Here is a 15323-nt window from a genome sequence, read left to right on the forward strand (position 1 = left end):
CTCACTGGAGCTGATTGGGCTCCAGCTCCACCTTCACCCAGCCCGGCTTGCGCAGGTCGAAGTTGCGGTAGGCGTCCAGCGCGCCGCTCATGGGCTCCACGTGCGAGAGGATGGCGGTGGGGTCCACCTCGCCGGTGCGCACCAGCTCCAGCAGCCGGGGGATGTACTTGCGGTGATTGCAGTTGCCCATCTTCAGCGTGAGGTTCTTGTTCATCGCCATGCCGATGGGGAACGTGCGCACCTGCGCCGGGTAGACGCCGATGATGGACAGCGTGCCCGCCTTGGCGAGCGCCTCCACCGCCCAGGACAGCACCTGCGCGGGCGCGTCGCCAGGCACCCAGTTGTCGCCGTCCGGCTTCGTCTTCGGCGCGGCCTCCTTCGCCTCGCGCTTGAGCTCCGCCTTCTGCGCGCTGGCCTGCTTCGCCGCGGGGCCCGCGTGCGCGTGCTCGGCGTCCACGCCCACCGCGTCGATGGCGCGGTCCACGCCGATGCCGTTGGTGAGGCGCAGGAGCGTCTTCACCGGGTCTTCCTGGTCGAAGTCGATGATTTCCGCGCCCTGGCTGCGCGCCAGCTCCAGCCGGTCCTCATGGCAGTCGATGGCGAAGACGCGGCCGGCGCCGAGCAGCTTCGCGCTGACGATGGCGAACAGCCCCACCGGCCCGCAGCCGAACACCGCCACGGTGTCGCCCGGTTTGATTTCCGCCAGCTCCGCTCCGAAGTAGCCGGTGGGGAAGATGTCGGAGACGAGGATGGCCTGCTCGTCGCTCACGCCCTCCGGAATCTTCACCAGCCCCGCGTGTGCGAAGGGAACGCGCACCTTCTCCGCCTGCATGCCGTGGAAGGGGCCCGTCTGCTCCGGCCCGCCGAAGAAGGCCGTACCCGCGGAGGCGCCGTGGGGGTTCGCGTCATTGCACTGCGAATGGTAGCCGGCGCGGCAGTAGACACAGTTGCCGCAGGCGATGGTGGAGGGGATGACGACGCGGTCGCCCACGTTGAAGTTGCGCACGTCGTCGCCGAGCGCCTCGATGTAGCCCACGCCCTCGTGCCCGAGAATGGTGCCCGGCTTCATCCCCGGCATCGTCCCGCGAATCATGTGCAGGTCCGTGCCACAGATGGCGCTCGCCGACAGCTTGACGATGGCATCCGTCGGCTTCTCGATGCGCGGCTCCGCCACGTCGTCGAGCCGGATGTCCCCAATCCCATGGAATACGACGGCCTTCATCGCGCGCTCCTTTCCCCTTGAGGGGCCCTTGCGTCCAAAGTCGAAGAGGCCCGTCTGGTGACGACGGACCCGTGGACCTTGAGCGTGGGCATCTGGAGCAACGCGGGCAGGGCGCGACGTCTCCTCTGCTGGCCAGCAGGCGGAGCGCCGGGCGGCTAGCGGCCGGCGACCTGATGGACGTGGAAGGAGAGCTTCTTGCCGAAGACGCGGCGGAAGGAGGCCACCTCGTGCTCCGCGTTCCACAGTTCCAGGTCCACCGGCTGGCGCGCGTGCAGGTGCAGGGCCACCCCGTCGCGGCCGTTGGTGGCCTTGAAGTCCTTGATGGGCTGGTGGTGGCTGTGGTCCAGCGAGTTGGCCACGCGCAGCAGGGTGGCGAGCTTTCGCACGGTGCGGGCCTCGGCGGGAGTCAGCCCCGCCATGCCCGAGTGGGCCAGCTCCGGCGGACTGCGCCGGTGGTAGCGGGCGACGCGGGCCACCAGCTCGCGCTCGCGGTCCGCGAGGCCGGGGAGGTCCGCGTGGCGGATGAGGTAGTACGTGTGCTTGTGGTGCCGCTCGTAGTTCACCGCGTGGCCGATGTCGTGGAGCAGCGCGGCGACTTCCAGGTACGGGCGCACCGACAGCGGCAGTTGGTGCAGGGCGGCCAGGTCGTCGAAGAGCGTCAGCGCGAGCCGTGACACCTGGCGCGCGTGCTTCTCGTCGAAGAAGAAGCGCTGGCCCATGGCGATGGCGGCGTCCGCGAGGCTGTGGTCGTCGGGCTGGTGGTGGGCATCCTGTCGGTAGAGCAGGTCCACGAGGATGCCGTCGCGCAGGCCCCGGTTGACGACGCTGACGGACTCGATGCCCAGGTACTTCGCCACGCCCTCCAGGATGACGGCGCCGGAGACGATGATGTCCGCGCGCTTGGGGTCGAAGCGCTTGCGCCGCCGGTCCGCGGGCATCTGCGCCAGCGTCTCCACCGTCTGGGTGAGCTGGCGCACGGTGGCGTTGCCGCTGCTCTCGCTGGAGGCGAAGGACACCACGGCGTTGATGGTGCCGGACGAGCCGAGCGCCACCCGGGGCAGGAGCGGCAGCTTCTCCGGCAGCGTCTTGCCCAGCACCTCCTGGACGAACCCGCGCATGATGCGCAGCTGCTTCGTCGTCACGGTGCGCGACGCCTCGAAGACCTCGGTGAGCCGCACCGAGCCCAGCCCCAGGCTCCACAGGTTGTCGGGCTTCTCGCCCACGGCGGTGGCCACCTCGGTGCTGCCTCCGCCAATGTCGATGAGCAGCGAGCGCGTGCCGGGGGGCTTGCGGTGCAGCACGCCCAGGCAGATGAGGCGCGCCTCCTCCTTGCCGCTGACGACCTCCAGGTTGAGGCCGGACTCCTCGCGCACGCGCCGGACGATGTCCGGGCTGTTGCGGGCCTCGCGCAGGGCGCTGGTGGCCACCGCGCGCACCTGGGCCTTGTGGCGACGGCAGAGGGCGGAGTAGCGCCGGAGCGTGGACAAGAGCCGCTCCGCCGTGGCCTCCGGCATGGTGCCGGTGGCGAAGACACCCTCACCGGGGCGGATGGGGTCTCGCTCCTGGTGGAGTGTCTCGAGCGCCCCGTCGGCGTCCGGCCGGGCGAGCTCCAGTCGCACGGCGTTGGTCCCCACATCGATGGCTGCGAGGACGGGCGGGAGGGCGGGGCGGCGAGTGGGCATGGTTGGACGTGGAACAGTGTAGAGCGCCGTGACGGCTCGCGCAGCACGACATGAGGGGGCTGCTGCCGGGCGGGGGCCTCTTCACGCGCTCGCGTGACGCCCGCGTGACGGCCTCACCGCTTGCGCCGCCGGCCGATGAAGCTGGCGAAGCGCTCCGCGAAGCGCGCCACCGCCAGCCCCACGACGTCCAGCAGCCACCGCTGGAGGCTGGAGCGTCCGCACTGCTCCAGTTGCACGTGTCGCGACAGGGCCACGTGCTTGTCCAGCCACAGGGCCGCCTGCGCCGCCACGCCGGGCTCCTGGGCCTCCACCAGCGTCTCCAGATTCACGAGCGACAGCGGGTCCAGGTTGAAGCTGCCCACCAGCAGCGTCTTCCCATCCACCACCGCCGCCTTGGCGTGCAGCGTGGAGGCCGTCCATTCGTGGATGTTCACCCCCGCGCGCAGGAAGGTGCCGTACAGCCGCATCGTCGCAGCGCGGGCGAAGATGACGTCGCTTCTCCCGGCGAGCAGCAGCGACACCTTCACGCCCCGCCGCGCCGCCCGCGTCAGCGCTCGCACGAAGCCCGTGTCCGGGAGGAAGTACGCGTGCGCGAGGATGACCTCGTGTTTCGCCCCGTCGATGGCGGACAGGTAGCGCTTGCGCAGCCGGTGCCCGCCGCCGATGCCGGACAGGTACAGGCTCACCGCGCCGGACGTCAGCGCCGCCGTGCCCGCGGTCAGCTTCGCGCCCAGCTGCCGGCAGATGTCCCCCCGCAGCTCCACGGCCAGGTCCGCCCAGCCGGGCACGTCGCCGTGCGCCGCGTAGGCATCACCGATGTTGATGCCGCCCAGGAACGCCACCGTGTCGTCGACGAGGAGGATTTTGCGGTGGTTGCGCCAGGAGCGGCCCAGGCACAGCGAGGTGAGCGGGTTGTAGACCCGCACCTTCGCGCCCGCGGCCAGCAGCGCCTGCGTGAGGTACTTGCTGGCGCCGATGCTGCCCCAGCCGTCCACCACCACCTTCACCGACACGCCCCGCTTCGCCGCGGCCACCAGCGCGTCCAGGAAGAGCGCGCCCACGCCCTCGCGCTCGAAGGTGTAGACCTCCAGGTGGATGCGGTGCCGGGCGAAGGAGATGGCCTCCAGCATCCGGGGAAACGCCTCCGCGCCCCCATCCAGCAGCGTGCAGTGCTCGCTCGCATGCTCCCGGGAGAACGACGGGGCCAGCGGCGGCACGGGCTGCGGGACGACGGAGGCTTCGGTGCGCATGAGCACACCCACCCTACAACTCTCCCGGGCGGCACGGGACACGCCCCCAGTGACGGCGGGCCTGCCCCACGCGCCGGGACTTCACCCGTCGTGCTTGCGAGCGCCCTTGCCCTTGCCCTTGTGGCGGCACTCGTCGCCATCCCAGTACTGGCTGGGGTGACAGTCCTTGCTGTTGCGCTTGGACTTCTTCGACTTGGGCGGATGCGAGTCGTGCCCGTGGATGTCTCGGTGGACGATGCATCCTCCGAGCGAGCAGAGGGCGAGGAGGGGGACGAGGAGACGGAGGTTCATGGGGGAGGGGGGCCGGAATCGGGGGGGAGCCCATGGTCCAGACCCGCCGGCGCCGGGGGTGGCCACGTGAGACATCGACGGTCCGCGTCCAGTTCTGTACCCTTCGCCCGTGCCTGCCGCAGAGAAAGCCGTCCGTCATCGCAAGATTGGCGCGTATCGAGTGCTCGGAGAGCTGGGCCGAGGTGGGATGGCCGTCGTGTATCGCGGCCTCCACGAGATGATTCAGCGCGAGGTCGCCATCAAGGAACTGCTGCCGGAGGGCAAGCGAGACAGGGAAACCTTGTCCCGGTTCCGCCGGGAGTCGCTCGCGCTCGCCGCCTTCCGTCACCAGAACATCGTCACCCTCTACGATTTGGTGGAGAAGAACGACAGCATGTTCATGGTGATGGAGCTGGTGGACGGGCCCACCCTCCACACGCTCATCAAGGAAGGGCCGCTGCCGCCGGACGTCACGGGCGTCATCGCCGCGCGCATCGCCAGCGCGCTGGACCACGCGCACTTCCGCCACATCATCCACCGCGACTTGAAGCCCGCCAACGTCATGCTCACCAAGTCCGGTGACGTGAAGCTGATGGACTTCGGCATCGCCAAGGACGTGGGGCTGGAGGCGCTCACCCAGGCGGGCATGGCGGTGGGCACGCCCTCGTACATGTCCCCGGAGCAGGTGACGGGCGCGCCGCTGGATGGCCGCACCGACATCTTCTCGCTCGGCGTGCTGCTCTATGAGGCCCTCTCCGGCGCCCGGCCCTTCCACGGCAAGACGGCGGGCGAGGTCTTCGCGAAGATTCGCGACGGCAAGTACACGCCGCTCAACAAGGTGGCGCCCAACGTGCCCATGCCCCTGGTGCGCATCATCCAGCGCGCCATGGAGGTGAAGCCGGAGGACCGCTTCCCGGACGCCGCCGCCATGCGCCGCGAGCTGGACGTCTTCCTCGCCCAGGAAGTCCAGGTGTCGCATGCGGGGCTCCTGGTCGCCTTCCTGCGCCACCGCCAGAAGCTGACGGAGACGGAGGCGCAGCAGTTGTTGCGGCCCCAGGAGCTGGACGCGGCGGTGGAGGTCTTCGACACCTCGCGCTCGCGCTCCGGCGGCGCCTTCAAGTGGGCGCTCGTCGCGCTCATCCTCGCCTCGGCGGCGGGGACCGGCCTCTACTTCACCCAGGCGCAGTGGGCGCCGCTCGTTCAGCAACTCACCCGCTGAGGCGGGAGGAGGCAGTCCATGGGACGCATCGTGACTTTCGTGCTGGGCATTGGCGTTCTCGCCGCGGCGGCCTGGTACGTCCTCAACCGCCCGGCGCGCACGGACCCTGAAGCGGCCGCCGCGCGCAAGCTGGAGAACGTGCACAAGGCCGCCGACCGCATCGAGACGGACCTGAACAAGAACGCCGACGCCATCTTCGACAAGGTGGAGTGAGTCGCGAGAGCGCCGTGCGAGCGGCGCTCCCTTCTCCATCCGGCTACTTCTTCTCGTGCGTGACGGTGACGATGGTGCCGATGCCGCCGCGCACGAACCAGTCACCCACCAGCGTCAGCTTGCGCGGCTGGATGGCCTTGATGATGTCGTCGGCGATGGTGTTGGTGACCTTCTCGTGGAAGGCCCCCTCGTTCCGGTACGCCCACATGTAGAGCTTCAGGCTCTTCAGCTCGATGCAGAGCTGGTCGGGGACGTACGTAATCTTGAACCGGGCGAAGTCCGGCTGCCCGGTGAGCGGGCACAGACACGTGAACTCCGGGCAGTCGAACGCGATTTCGTAATCGCGCTCGGGCGCCGGGTTGGGGAAGGTCTGGAGTTCCTTGGTCGGCTGCGAAGGCATGGCGGTGTCGTCTACCACACCATCGCTACGTGTCATCCACGACGTGGGCCCCAGCCCTCCAGGCTGCCTCCGGAGGGTTCTGTCGGCCCCTCAACGCGGCGGTCGTCCACCAGCGGGGAATGCGGGGGGCGGGCCGGTTGCGCGCTCGGAGCGGGGTTCATAATCCCGAGCAGGCCCCCCGCCACCTCCCGAGCACATGACGCTTCCCCTCGACGCCGAAGAAGCCTTCTCGTGTCTCCCTCAAGCCCTGGTGCGCGTTGGACCCGATTTATGCGTCCAGTGGAGTGAGGACGGCTTCGCCCGCAAGACGGGAATGACCCTGCGCCCGGGCACCAGCCTCCTGGACGTGCTCGAGCGCGGGAGGAGCCTGGATGCCGTGGAGCTCGCCATCCGCGAGGGTCGCCCGCACACCGGCCATGTCATCACCCGCGAGCTGCACCAGGTGCGAGTGCAGGTGAAGCCGGGCAGGGAGGCGGAGTCCCCCGGCGCCTGGCTGGTGGTGGAGCCCTCCGGGGTGGATGACGAGGGCGCCTTCTCGCTGGCGGTGCGCGAGATTGCCCGGGCCGTGGGCGAGACGCTGGAGGTGGACACCGTCTGCGCGGCGGCCGTCGTGGCGCTGGTGCGCTGCGCCCAGGTGCGGCGCGCGGAGGTCTATCTGCGCGAGGAGGACGGCTCGGAGCTGCGGCGCTCGGCGGTGTCGGACCTGGCCGGGACGGAGTCTCCCGAGGACACATTCGACCCCGAGGACGACCCGTTCCGACAGGCCATGGCCTTGCGTCAGGCGCAGCTGGGCATCCAGCGGGGGTATGGGGATTCGCTGGGCTCCATCTTCGCGGCGGTGCCGTTGTGCGCGCCGCGCCGGACGGTGGGGCTGCTGCTGCTCTACAAGGAGCAGGGCACGTCGTTCTCCGCCCGGGAGCTGGAGCTGTGGACGGCGGCGGCCAACCAGCTCGCGGTGGCGGTGGAGAACGCGCGCCTCCTGCGCGAAGCGAAGGCGGCGCTCCAGGTGCGCGAGGAGTTCATGTCCATCGCGAGCCACGAGCTGAAGACGCCGCTCACCCCGCTGAAGCTGGGCCTGTACACCATGGAGAAGCGGCTCACCGCGGGGCAGCCGCTGGAGCTGTCCACGGTGCTGAAGTCCAAGCGGCAGGTGGACCGGCTGGCGGGGCTGGTGGATGACCTGCTGGACGCCTCGCGGCTGGACGTCGGGAAGCTGGCGTTGGACCTGGCGCCGCTGGAGGTGGGGCAGCTGGTGGCGGAGGTGGTGGACCACTTCCGCGCGGCTTTCGACAGGCCCTTCGCGGTGGAGGTCCCCCGAGAGCGCGTCTGGGTTCGAGGGGACCGCGACAGGCTGGAGCAGGTGCTGGTGAACCTGCTGGAGAACGCGCACAAGTACAGCCCGCCGGGCGAGCCCATCACCGTGTGCGTGGAGCGGCTCGCGGGGGAGGCGCGCATCCACGTGAGAGACCATGGCATCGGAATCCCCGGCGCGGACCAGTCCCAGGTGTTCCAGCGCTTCTACCGGGCGCGCAACGTGTCGCACCGCAACTTCGGAGGCCTGGGGCTGGGGTTGTTCATCAGCCACTCCATCGCGCGGCTGCACGGGGGCTCGCTGTCGCTGGCGAGCGCGGAGGGCCATGGCAGCACGTTCACGATGAGCCTGCCGCGCATGCCGTCGCACGAGGTGAAGCGGCTGCCCCGGCGGGTGTTGCTGCTCGACGAGGACTCCGCGCAGGAGGCCCTGGCCGAGCGCGTGTTGTGCGCGGAGGGGTTCGAGGTGCTCACGACGCGGGACGGCGCGGAGGCGCTGCGGCGGGCCACGCACCTGCCGGTGGACCTCATCGTGCTGTCCACCTCCGTCACGCATGGGAAGGCGGGGCTGTTCCTGGAGACCTTCGCCACGCTGCCTCGCGCGCGGCCGGTGCCCATCCTCCTGGCCGGCGATGCGCGGCCTTGGTGGGCGCAGGAGGAGACGTCCCTGTGCACGCGGCCGTACGTCGCCGATGAGCTGGTGGCGCGCGTGCGCAACGTGCTCACGCAGGAGCGGCGCAGGCCCTCCGGGGGGACGCCCGCCGTGGGCGAGCCGCCGCCGCTCGTGGGCTTCGGCCCCCGAATCTAGGCGCGCGCGGCGAAGAGGCCCTCAGCTCGCGGGCGTGAGGACCCGGTAGTCCACGGGGGTGATTCCCAGGCGCGACAAGGTCTCTCGGGCACGAGGGTTCTGGAAGGTGGCCAGCTCCACCTCGCGCTGCGCGCCGTAGCCGCTCTTCACCGTCTCCGGCCGGTAGCCCGGGTGGCACATCAACTCGATGATGCCCTCGGAGGGCAGCGACACCAGCTCCGCCTCCAGTCGCTCCAGCGTCCAGTACGCATCCGAGCCCGTGTCGCCCAGGAAGTGGGTGTTGGTGGGGATGCCCTGCGCCTTGAGCGCGTGGCGCATGATGGAGTCGATGGAGCGCACCGGCAGCTTCATCTCCCGCGCGACGCGGGACAGTCCCTCCAGCACGGTGGGCTGCAGGTGCAGGTGCATGTGCACGTCCACATGGGTCGCGGGACGCCCCGTCAGCGCCGTGAAGCGCTCGAGCTGCGCGCGGGTCTCCGCCTCCACGACCTCGGCGGGCATGCTGGCGGCGCGCGACTCCACGAAGTTCCCATTGGCCCCGAGCAGCTCGCGCGGGAAGTCGCTCCCCACCGGGGTGCCTCGGGCCAGGTTCAGGTGCAGTCCCAGCGACAGGCCCTCGGCTTCGTGGGCGGAGGCCTCGGAGAACGGGGTGTTCACCAGGAGGGAGGCCGACGAGACGATGCCGTCGCGCATGGCCTGGAGGATGCCTCGGGTGACGGCGGGGTCATACCCCAGGTCGTCGGCGTTGATGATGAGGGCGCGTGTGCTCACGAAGAACTCTCCTGCGCTTCAGGGCCGAGGCCGGGTTTGGAAGAAGCGCCAGGCCTCGAGCGTGGCGTTCAGGTCCTGCGTGGGGTTGCCCGCGCTGACCGGACTGCCAGGCCAGGTGTGTCCGCCGCCCCGCACGGTGCAGAGCGACGCGGTGGCGTTCTCCGGAGAACATCCGGTGAAGGCGCTACAAGTGCTGTCCCCCTGGCGGTACGTCTCCACCACCGCGCCGCCGCAGCCATTGCGCTCCGCCTGGCTCCGGACGGAGTCCTCGGCCGAGGGGTAGGCGCGGCCGAAGGGGATGTTGTTGCCGCCCTCGTAGAGGATGACGGTGTCCGCCGTGCCATGGATATGCAGCACGGGCACCGGGCGGGAGGGGCGGCACCCATTCAGGGGCGACATTCCGGAGACGGGCGCCACGGCGGCGAAGCGCCCCGCGCGCTCACAGGCCAGCCGGTAGGAGAAGAAGCCGCCGTTGGAGAAGCCCGTGGCGAAGGTGCGGCGCGGGTCCACGCACACGCGGGTGTCCAGGTCCGCCAGGAGCGCGTCCACGAAGCCCACGTCGTCGATGTTGGACAGTTGGGCCGTCCCACAGCACGCCCCCGCGTTCCAGCCCCGGGTGTTGTCTCGCGGGGGAGAGGTGCCGCCGGAAATCTCCTGGGCGCTCAGCCCGCGCGGGTACACGACGAGGAAGCCCTCCGTGTCCGCGAGCGTCGACAGGCCCGTCTGGACCTCCAACTGCTCGGGGTTCGAGCCAAAGCCATGGAAGGCCACCACGGTGGGCGTGGGCCGCGTGGCGTCGTAGCCGGGGGGCACGTGGACGCGGTAGGTCCTCGCCCGTCCGGCGTGGCTCACTGTCCATTCGTGGGTGCCGGGCCCCTCGGAGAGTCCGGTGCAGGACGCGCGCTCCGGGACGGAGGGCTCCTCGTTGGAGGGCTCCGGGCCGGTGTCGCCCGGGTCTTCCGGGCGCGAGGCAAGGGAGGATGAACAGCCGAGCGCCCCCAGGATGAGGGCGACGAGCACGAGGCGCATGGGCGGGAAGCTAATTCCCCGCCTTGCACTCTGCCGCGAGGACGTTCGCCCGTTCGGGGAATCGTTCCTCCAGCGTACGCTTCACCTCGGCGACGGCCGTCTCATTGCCACCATGGGCATGGAGCTGGCATCGCGCCGCCAGGGCCCGAGGGTCCTCCGGGGCCAGCCTGTCCGCCTCCCGATAGGCGCGCTCGGCGCCCGTGCTGTCGCCCTGACGGAAGAGGACGGCCCCCAGGTAGTAGTGGGCCACGGCCAGCTTGCCGTCCTTGCGCAACGCGCGCTTGAGCAGCGCGGCGGCCTCGTCCACGCGCTCCTGCCGGAAGCGCACGAAGCCGAGCTCCGCCAGGCTGGCCGCGTCGTCATGCTCCCGCGTCCAGGCGGACAGCACCGAGGCGGCCTCGTCCAGCCGGCCATTCTGCGACAGCATCCGCCCGTAGCGAGGCGCCACCCGCGCCACCCCCGGCTTCTGGGCATACGCCTTCGCCAGCGCCGCCACCGCGCCGGGCAGGTCGCCCTGGCGCTCGCGCAGGTCCGCCAGCATCAGCGAGGGGCGCAGGTCCTTGGGCGCCAGCGTGAGGGCCTCGTCCAACGCGCGCTCGGCCCGCTTGCCCCGGTTCAGCTCCGTCGCCGCCCGGGCCGCGAGCAGGTGCGCCTCCACGTCCTTCGGAAAGCGCGCGACGTAGGCCTCCGCCAGCTCCAGCGCCTTGAAGTGTGCGCCCGCGGTCAGCAGCACCGTCCCCGCCTGGGCCAGCTCCTCGGCGGTGGCGCGCGTGTCCTCGCCCAGGCCGGAGAGCAGCGAAACCTTCGCGGTGGGCGCGTCGGCGGCCTGTGCCTTCGCCAGCCGCTCCGTCGGAGACGACTCCGTGCGCGTCAGGTACCACGTGCCTCCGGCGCCGAGCGCCGCGAGTCCGAGCACTCCACCCAGCACGAGGCCCCACCGCGAGCGGCGTCGAGGGCCGCCCTGGGTGATGCCGGAGTCATTGCGCGTGGGAGGCGTCGAGTCCGTCGGGTTGCGCGCGGGAGGCGTCGAGTCCGTCGTGGAGGCAGGTCGAGACGGCGGCACCACGCCCGGAGAGCTGGCGCGGAAGCCGGTGACGGTGGCGGCCTCGGTGGAGCCCGGGGACGTGGGCGTGGGCGGGCGCACGGAGTCCGGGGGCTCGCCGCCGTGGAGGGTGGCGCCCACGTCGGGCAGGAAGACCTTGGGCCACGCGGCCGGCACCGTCATGGCGTTGTGGGGCGCGGCGTTGGGGTCGAAGGCGCGAGGAATCGGCGGCGTGCCGCCATGGGATGGGTCGGCCATCCGCGCGCGGCGCAGGGCCTGTCGCTTCGGGTCCCGGTCCGGCGGGAAGAGGGTGTCCACGTACGCGGCCACCTGCTCCCCGGTGGCGACCTCGGCCTGGCCTCCAATGGCCTCGATGGCGTCGATGAAGGACTCGAGGCTGTCGAAGCGCGCGGCCGGGTCTCTCTGGAGCGCGGTGAGGCACACCAATTCCAGCGCGGCGGGGACGGACGGGTCGAACGCGGTGGGAGGCCGGGCGCGCCCCTCCGCGATGCGGCCCAGCACCTCCTCGGCCGTCATGCCGGTGAAGGGCCTGCGGCCACAGAGTTGCTCGTACAACATGACGCCCGCGGCGAAGAGGTCCGCGCGGTGGTCCACCGGCTTGCCGGCGATCATCTCCGGCGACATGTAGAAGAACTTGCCCTTGAGGACGCCGGGCTCCGTGCCCGCACCGAGCGCGTCCGCCTTGGCGATGCCGAAGTCGATGACCTTCACCGCGCCATTCACACCCACATGGATGTTGTCCGGGGTGAAGTCGCGGTGGACGATGCGCAGCGGCCGCCCCGCTTCGTCCACGGCGCGGTGGGCCGCGTCCAGGCCCCGGCAGGCCTCCACCAGCACGCGCAGGGTGATGCCCAGCGGCACGCGCTGGCCCCGCTCCGCGGCCTCCTGGCGCAGCTCCGCGAAGGAGCGGCCCTCCAGCAATTCCATCGCGATGAAGGGCTCGGTGCCCTCCATGCCCAATTCGAGGATGGAGACGACGTTGGGGTGGCGCACCTGCGCGGTGATGCGCGCCTCGTTGAGGAACATCTGCACCACGCGCCGGTCCGAGGCCAGGTGCGGCATCAGCCGCTTCACCGCCACCGCGGGCCCTCGCGCGCCGTCATCCTCGAAGCGGCGCCCCAGGTACACCTCGGCCATGCCGCCCGTCGCGATACGCGCGGACAGCCGATAGCGACCGACCCAATAGGTGTTCGGACCCGACTCCAAGATGGCGCCAGTCTATGTGCAGAGCCGCCCCGCGTCCCCCCTCAGAAGTTCGAGGGGGGAAGCCTGCCCGTCTCCGTCCCGAACTCGGCCGCCCGGCGCATGCGCCACCGTGGCTCGCGGGCCTTTGGCCAGGTGTGGGTTTCCACCACGGCCGCCGCATCACCCGCGTCATCGAGGAGGCCCACGGTGGTGGCGTGGGGGGGGCCGCATGGAGGGCGTGGGCGAGCCCTGGCGCGGTGAAGGCGGTGAGGTGCTCCGGGGTGGGTTCGACCCCGTGACGCTCCGGGGCCCCGCTGCGCACCGCCACGTCGCGCGGGGTGCGGTGGGCCTTACGCGGGGTGTGGGCGCGCCATCTGCAGGCTCGCGCGATGGGTCGGGTGGAGTGCTAACCTCGCGCCGCGCTGACCCGCCACGCGCTTCGTTCTTCGTTCTTCGTTCCTCGGAGGGATGTTGGGCACCGTCCTCAAGGGTGGTTACGTCGTCGAGCTGGAGCCCGCGGTGGTGGAACGCGTGGACTTGCGCGTCGAAGGAGAGCGCATCGTGGCGCGCGGGCCGGACCTGACGCCCGAGGCCGACGACGAGGTGGTGGCCCTCTCCGGCAAGCTCGTCTTCCCGGGGCTGGTCAGCGCGCACCACCGGCTGCACGCCGTCCTGGGTCGAGGCATGCCGAACACGGCGATGGAGACCTACCAGGACATCCTGGAGAAGGTGCTCTGGCCCTACGAGGACGCGCTGGACTTGGACGCCGTCCAGGTGGCGGGGTGCGCGGGCGGCCTGGAGGCGCTCCAGTGCGGCACGACGACGGTGTGCACCCTGCACTCCTCGCCCAAGGCGGTGTCGGGCTCGCTGGTGCGGCTGGCGCGAGGTCTCCACGAGGTGGGGGTGCGCGGCGTGCTCGCCTACGCGGTGTCGGACCGCAGCGGGGCGGTGGGGCGCGAGGAGGGGCTGGAAGAGACGGTGGGCTTCGCGCAGAAGGCGAAGGGGAGATTCCGGGGCCAGGTGGGCGCGGGGCCTTGTTTCACGCTGGGGCAGGACGCGCTCCAGGGGCTCGCCGAGGCGCTGAAGGCGGCGAACACCGGCCTGCACCTGCCGCTCGCGGAGGACCCGCTGGACGAGCGGCTGTCGAACGAGCGGCATGGGGCCTCGCCGGTGCCACGGCTCCTGGACGCGGGGCTGTTGTCGCCTCGGAGCCAACTGGCGCACGTGGGGCACCTGGCGTGGGCGGACCTGGCGCAGGTGATTGCGACGGGGGCGTGGATTGTCCACACGCCGCGCGCCAACCAGGGGTTGGAGGTGGGGTATGCGCCGGCGCTGAAGTTCGGCGCGCGCGCGACGCTGGGTGCGGATGGCGTGTCGGCGGACCTGTTCGCGGAGGCGCAGGCGGCGTATCTGCGCTCGCGCGAGGCGGGGCAGCCCATCGACGTGCTGCGCTACCTGGCGAACGGGCATCGGTTGGTGTCGCAGCACTTCGGGGTGCCGCTGGGGCCCATGCGGGAAGGAGCGCTGGCGGACCTGTTGGTGCTCGACTACCTGCCGGCCACGCCGCTGACGGCGGAGAACCTGGCGTGGCACGTGGTGTTCGGCCTGGGCAGCCGGCACGTGGAGGCGGTGATGGTGGATGGGGTGTGGCGCATGTGGGCGCGCCGCCCGCTGTCCGTGAACCCCTCCGTGGTGGCCGAGCAGGCGCGCGAGGCCGCGTCGGCCGTGTGGGCGCGCATGGCCGAGTCGAAGTAGCGAGGGCGTCGCTTGCCTGGGAGGGGCGGGTCCGCTCAAATCCCCGGCATGCTCGCTCCCGTACTGCTCGCAGGGCTTCTGGTCGCCGCCATCCCCAACGTGGGCGACACCGCCCCGGACTTCACCGTGAAGGACACGGACGGCAAGGTCTACATCCTGTCGGAGCTGGTGAAGCAGGGGCCCGTCATCGTCGCCTTCTTCCCCAAGGCCTTCACGGGAGGGTGCACGAAGGAACTCAAGGCGTACACGGCCCGGCACTCGGACATCGAGAAGTTGCAGGGGCGCGTGCTGGCCTTCAGCACGGATGACGCGGAGACGCTCAAGCGCTTCAAGGCCGAGCTGAAGGCTCCGTTCCCCTTCATCCCGGACCCGGACGGCAAGGTCGTCGAGGCGTACGACGTGAAGATGCCGCTGGTGACGGTGTCCAAGCGCTACACCTTCGTCGTCGGCGAGGGGCGCAAGGTCCTCAAGGTGGACTCTGGCGGTGACGCCATCGACCCGGCGGGCGCCATCACCTCGTGCTCGCAGGGCAAGCCCGCGACGCCGCCCGCCACGAAGGAGCCGTCGCCGGCTCCCGAGGCGAAGCCGTAGCGCGCACCCGGCTATCGCGTCGTGGGCGGTCCAAGGCGAAGGGGTGGCAGTCCCCGGTTGTCGAAGAGCTGGGCCGGGGAGTCCTCCACGTAGCTGTCCTCGAACTGGCCGCCGGTGTACTCGCGGATGACCTTCCTCCAGAACGAGGTGGCCGCGTGGTTGGCGGGCAACTGGGACACCTCCCACAAGCCCCGGAAGCGGTCGAACACGGCCATGGCCGCGCGCCGTCCCAGGCCGTAGCCCCGCTCGCCGCGCAGGATGAAGAACTCACTCATCCGGAAGTCGCGCCCGGGAGTCATGTACGGGAAGGGGGTCTGCGCCACGAAGGCGAAGCCCACCGTGCGGCCCTCCCAGCGCAGCAGCAGCGGATGGACCTCGTCCGAGGCCGCGAGCCACGTGGGCAGGAAGTTGGGCACCCACTGCCCCTGTGGGTCCAGGCGGTACTCCACCCCGAACTCGCTCAAGTCGTGCAGGTAGAGCGGGTACAGGTTTCGCAGCAGCGGGTGCTCGGCTGGACTCGCACGGAGTAGCTCCACGGACGCCTCCGGGCGCCC

Annotated in this window: 14 protein-coding genes; 5 read left to right on the top strand and 9 right to left on the bottom strand. The window is 70.9% G+C overall.

Going from position 1 to position 15323, the window contains the following annotated elements:
• Position 1: 1 nt before the first annotated feature.
• The 4 genes from HUA75_RS17020 to HUA75_RS17035 form a co-directional block, all read right to left on the bottom strand.
• Positions 2-1222, bottom strand: coding sequence for a zinc-dependent alcohol dehydrogenase (locus HUA75_RS17020; protein ID WP_174486984.1), 1221 nt, complete (start codon positions 1220-1222; stop codon positions 2-4).
• Positions 1223-1377: 155 nt separating this feature from the next.
• Positions 1378-2904: a Ppx/GppA phosphatase family protein gene (locus HUA75_RS17025; RefSeq protein WP_174486985.1), complete on the bottom strand. Its 1527-nt coding sequence runs from the start codon at positions 2902-2904 to the stop codon at positions 1378-1380.
• 113 nt (positions 2905-3017) lie between these two features.
• On the bottom strand, positions 3018-4154 hold the full coding sequence (locus HUA75_RS17030) for a phosphatidylserine/phosphatidylglycerophosphate/cardiolipin synthase family protein (RefSeq protein WP_174486986.1): 1137 nt from the start codon (positions 4152-4154) through the stop codon (positions 3018-3020).
• Positions 4155-4235: 81 nt separating this feature from the next.
• The gene (locus HUA75_RS17035; RefSeq protein WP_174486987.1) at positions 4236-4445 is read right to left on the bottom strand and encodes a hypothetical protein; all 210 of its coding nucleotides are present in this window, start codon (positions 4443-4445) and stop codon (positions 4236-4238) included.
• Positions 4446-4632: 187 nt separating this feature from the next.
• Here HUA75_RS17035 and HUA75_RS17040 point away from each other — a divergent pair, with 187 nt between their 5' ends.
• Both HUA75_RS17040 and HUA75_RS17045 read left to right on the top strand, forming a co-directional pair.
• The gene (locus tag HUA75_RS17040) at positions 4633-5643 is read left to right on the top strand and encodes a serine/threonine-protein kinase (RefSeq protein ID WP_246137526.1); all 1011 of its coding nucleotides are present in this window, start codon (positions 4633-4635) and stop codon (positions 5641-5643) included.
• A gap of 18 nt (positions 5644-5661) precedes the next feature.
• Positions 5662-5856, top strand: a complete 195-nt coding sequence (locus HUA75_RS17045) for a hypothetical protein (RefSeq protein ID WP_141646097.1) — start codon at positions 5662-5664, stop codon at positions 5854-5856.
• A gap of 43 nt (positions 5857-5899) precedes the next feature.
• Here HUA75_RS17045 and queF read toward each other — a convergent pair whose 3' ends face one another.
• Positions 5900-6256, bottom strand: a complete 357-nt coding sequence (gene queF / locus HUA75_RS17050; RefSeq protein WP_141646096.1) for a preQ(1) synthase — start codon at positions 6254-6256, stop codon at positions 5900-5902.
• A 196-nt stretch (positions 6257-6452) separates the two neighbouring features.
• Between queF and HUA75_RS17055 the strand changes: the two genes are divergently transcribed.
• Complete coding sequence (locus HUA75_RS17055) at positions 6453-8375, top strand: hybrid sensor histidine kinase/response regulator (RefSeq protein WP_174486988.1); 1923 nt, start codon at positions 6453-6455, stop codon at positions 8373-8375.
• A 21-nt stretch (positions 8376-8396) separates the two neighbouring features.
• On the opposite strand, the gene HUA75_RS17060 is transcribed toward HUA75_RS17055, so the two are convergent.
• The 3 genes from HUA75_RS17060 to HUA75_RS17070 are packed head-to-tail and all read right to left on the bottom strand — an operon-like array spanning position 8397 to position 12375.
• On the bottom strand, positions 8397-9146 hold the full coding sequence (locus HUA75_RS17060) for a ChbG/HpnK family deacetylase (protein ID WP_174486989.1): 750 nt from the start codon (positions 9144-9146) through the stop codon (positions 8397-8399).
• Positions 9147-9164: 18 nt separating this feature from the next.
• A complete protein-coding gene (locus HUA75_RS17065; RefSeq protein ID WP_174486990.1) occupies positions 9165-10175 on the bottom strand; it encodes a PHB depolymerase family esterase in 1011 nt (336 codons plus the stop codon).
• 10 nt (positions 10176-10185) lie between these two features.
• Entirely contained in the window at positions 10186-12375 is a 2190-nt protein-coding gene (locus HUA75_RS17070) for a protein kinase (protein WP_254627624.1), read from the bottom strand.
• Between the two features lie 519 nt (positions 12376-12894).
• Here HUA75_RS17070 and HUA75_RS17075 point away from each other — a divergent pair.
• A complete protein-coding gene (locus HUA75_RS17075) occupies positions 12895-14178 on the top strand; it encodes an amidohydrolase family protein (protein ID WP_174457989.1) in 1284 nt (427 codons plus the stop codon).
• 48 nt (positions 14179-14226) lie between these two features.
• Entirely contained in the window at positions 14227-14769 is a 543-nt protein-coding gene (locus HUA75_RS17080) for a peroxiredoxin (protein WP_174461102.1), read from the top strand.
• Between the two features lie 11 nt (positions 14770-14780).
• Here HUA75_RS17080 and HUA75_RS17085 read toward each other — a convergent pair whose 3' ends face one another.
• Positions 14781-15305, bottom strand: coding sequence for a GNAT family N-acetyltransferase (locus HUA75_RS17085; protein WP_174486991.1), 525 nt, complete (start codon positions 15303-15305; stop codon positions 14781-14783).
• Positions 15306-15323 lie beyond the last annotated feature (18 nt).

This window comes from Myxococcus sp. CA040A, assembly GCF_013336725.1.
In the GTDB taxonomy this organism is placed as follows: domain Bacteria; phylum Myxococcota; class Myxococcia; order Myxococcales; family Myxococcaceae; genus Myxococcus; species Myxococcus llanfairpwllgwyngyllgogerychwyrndrobwllllantysiliogogogochensis.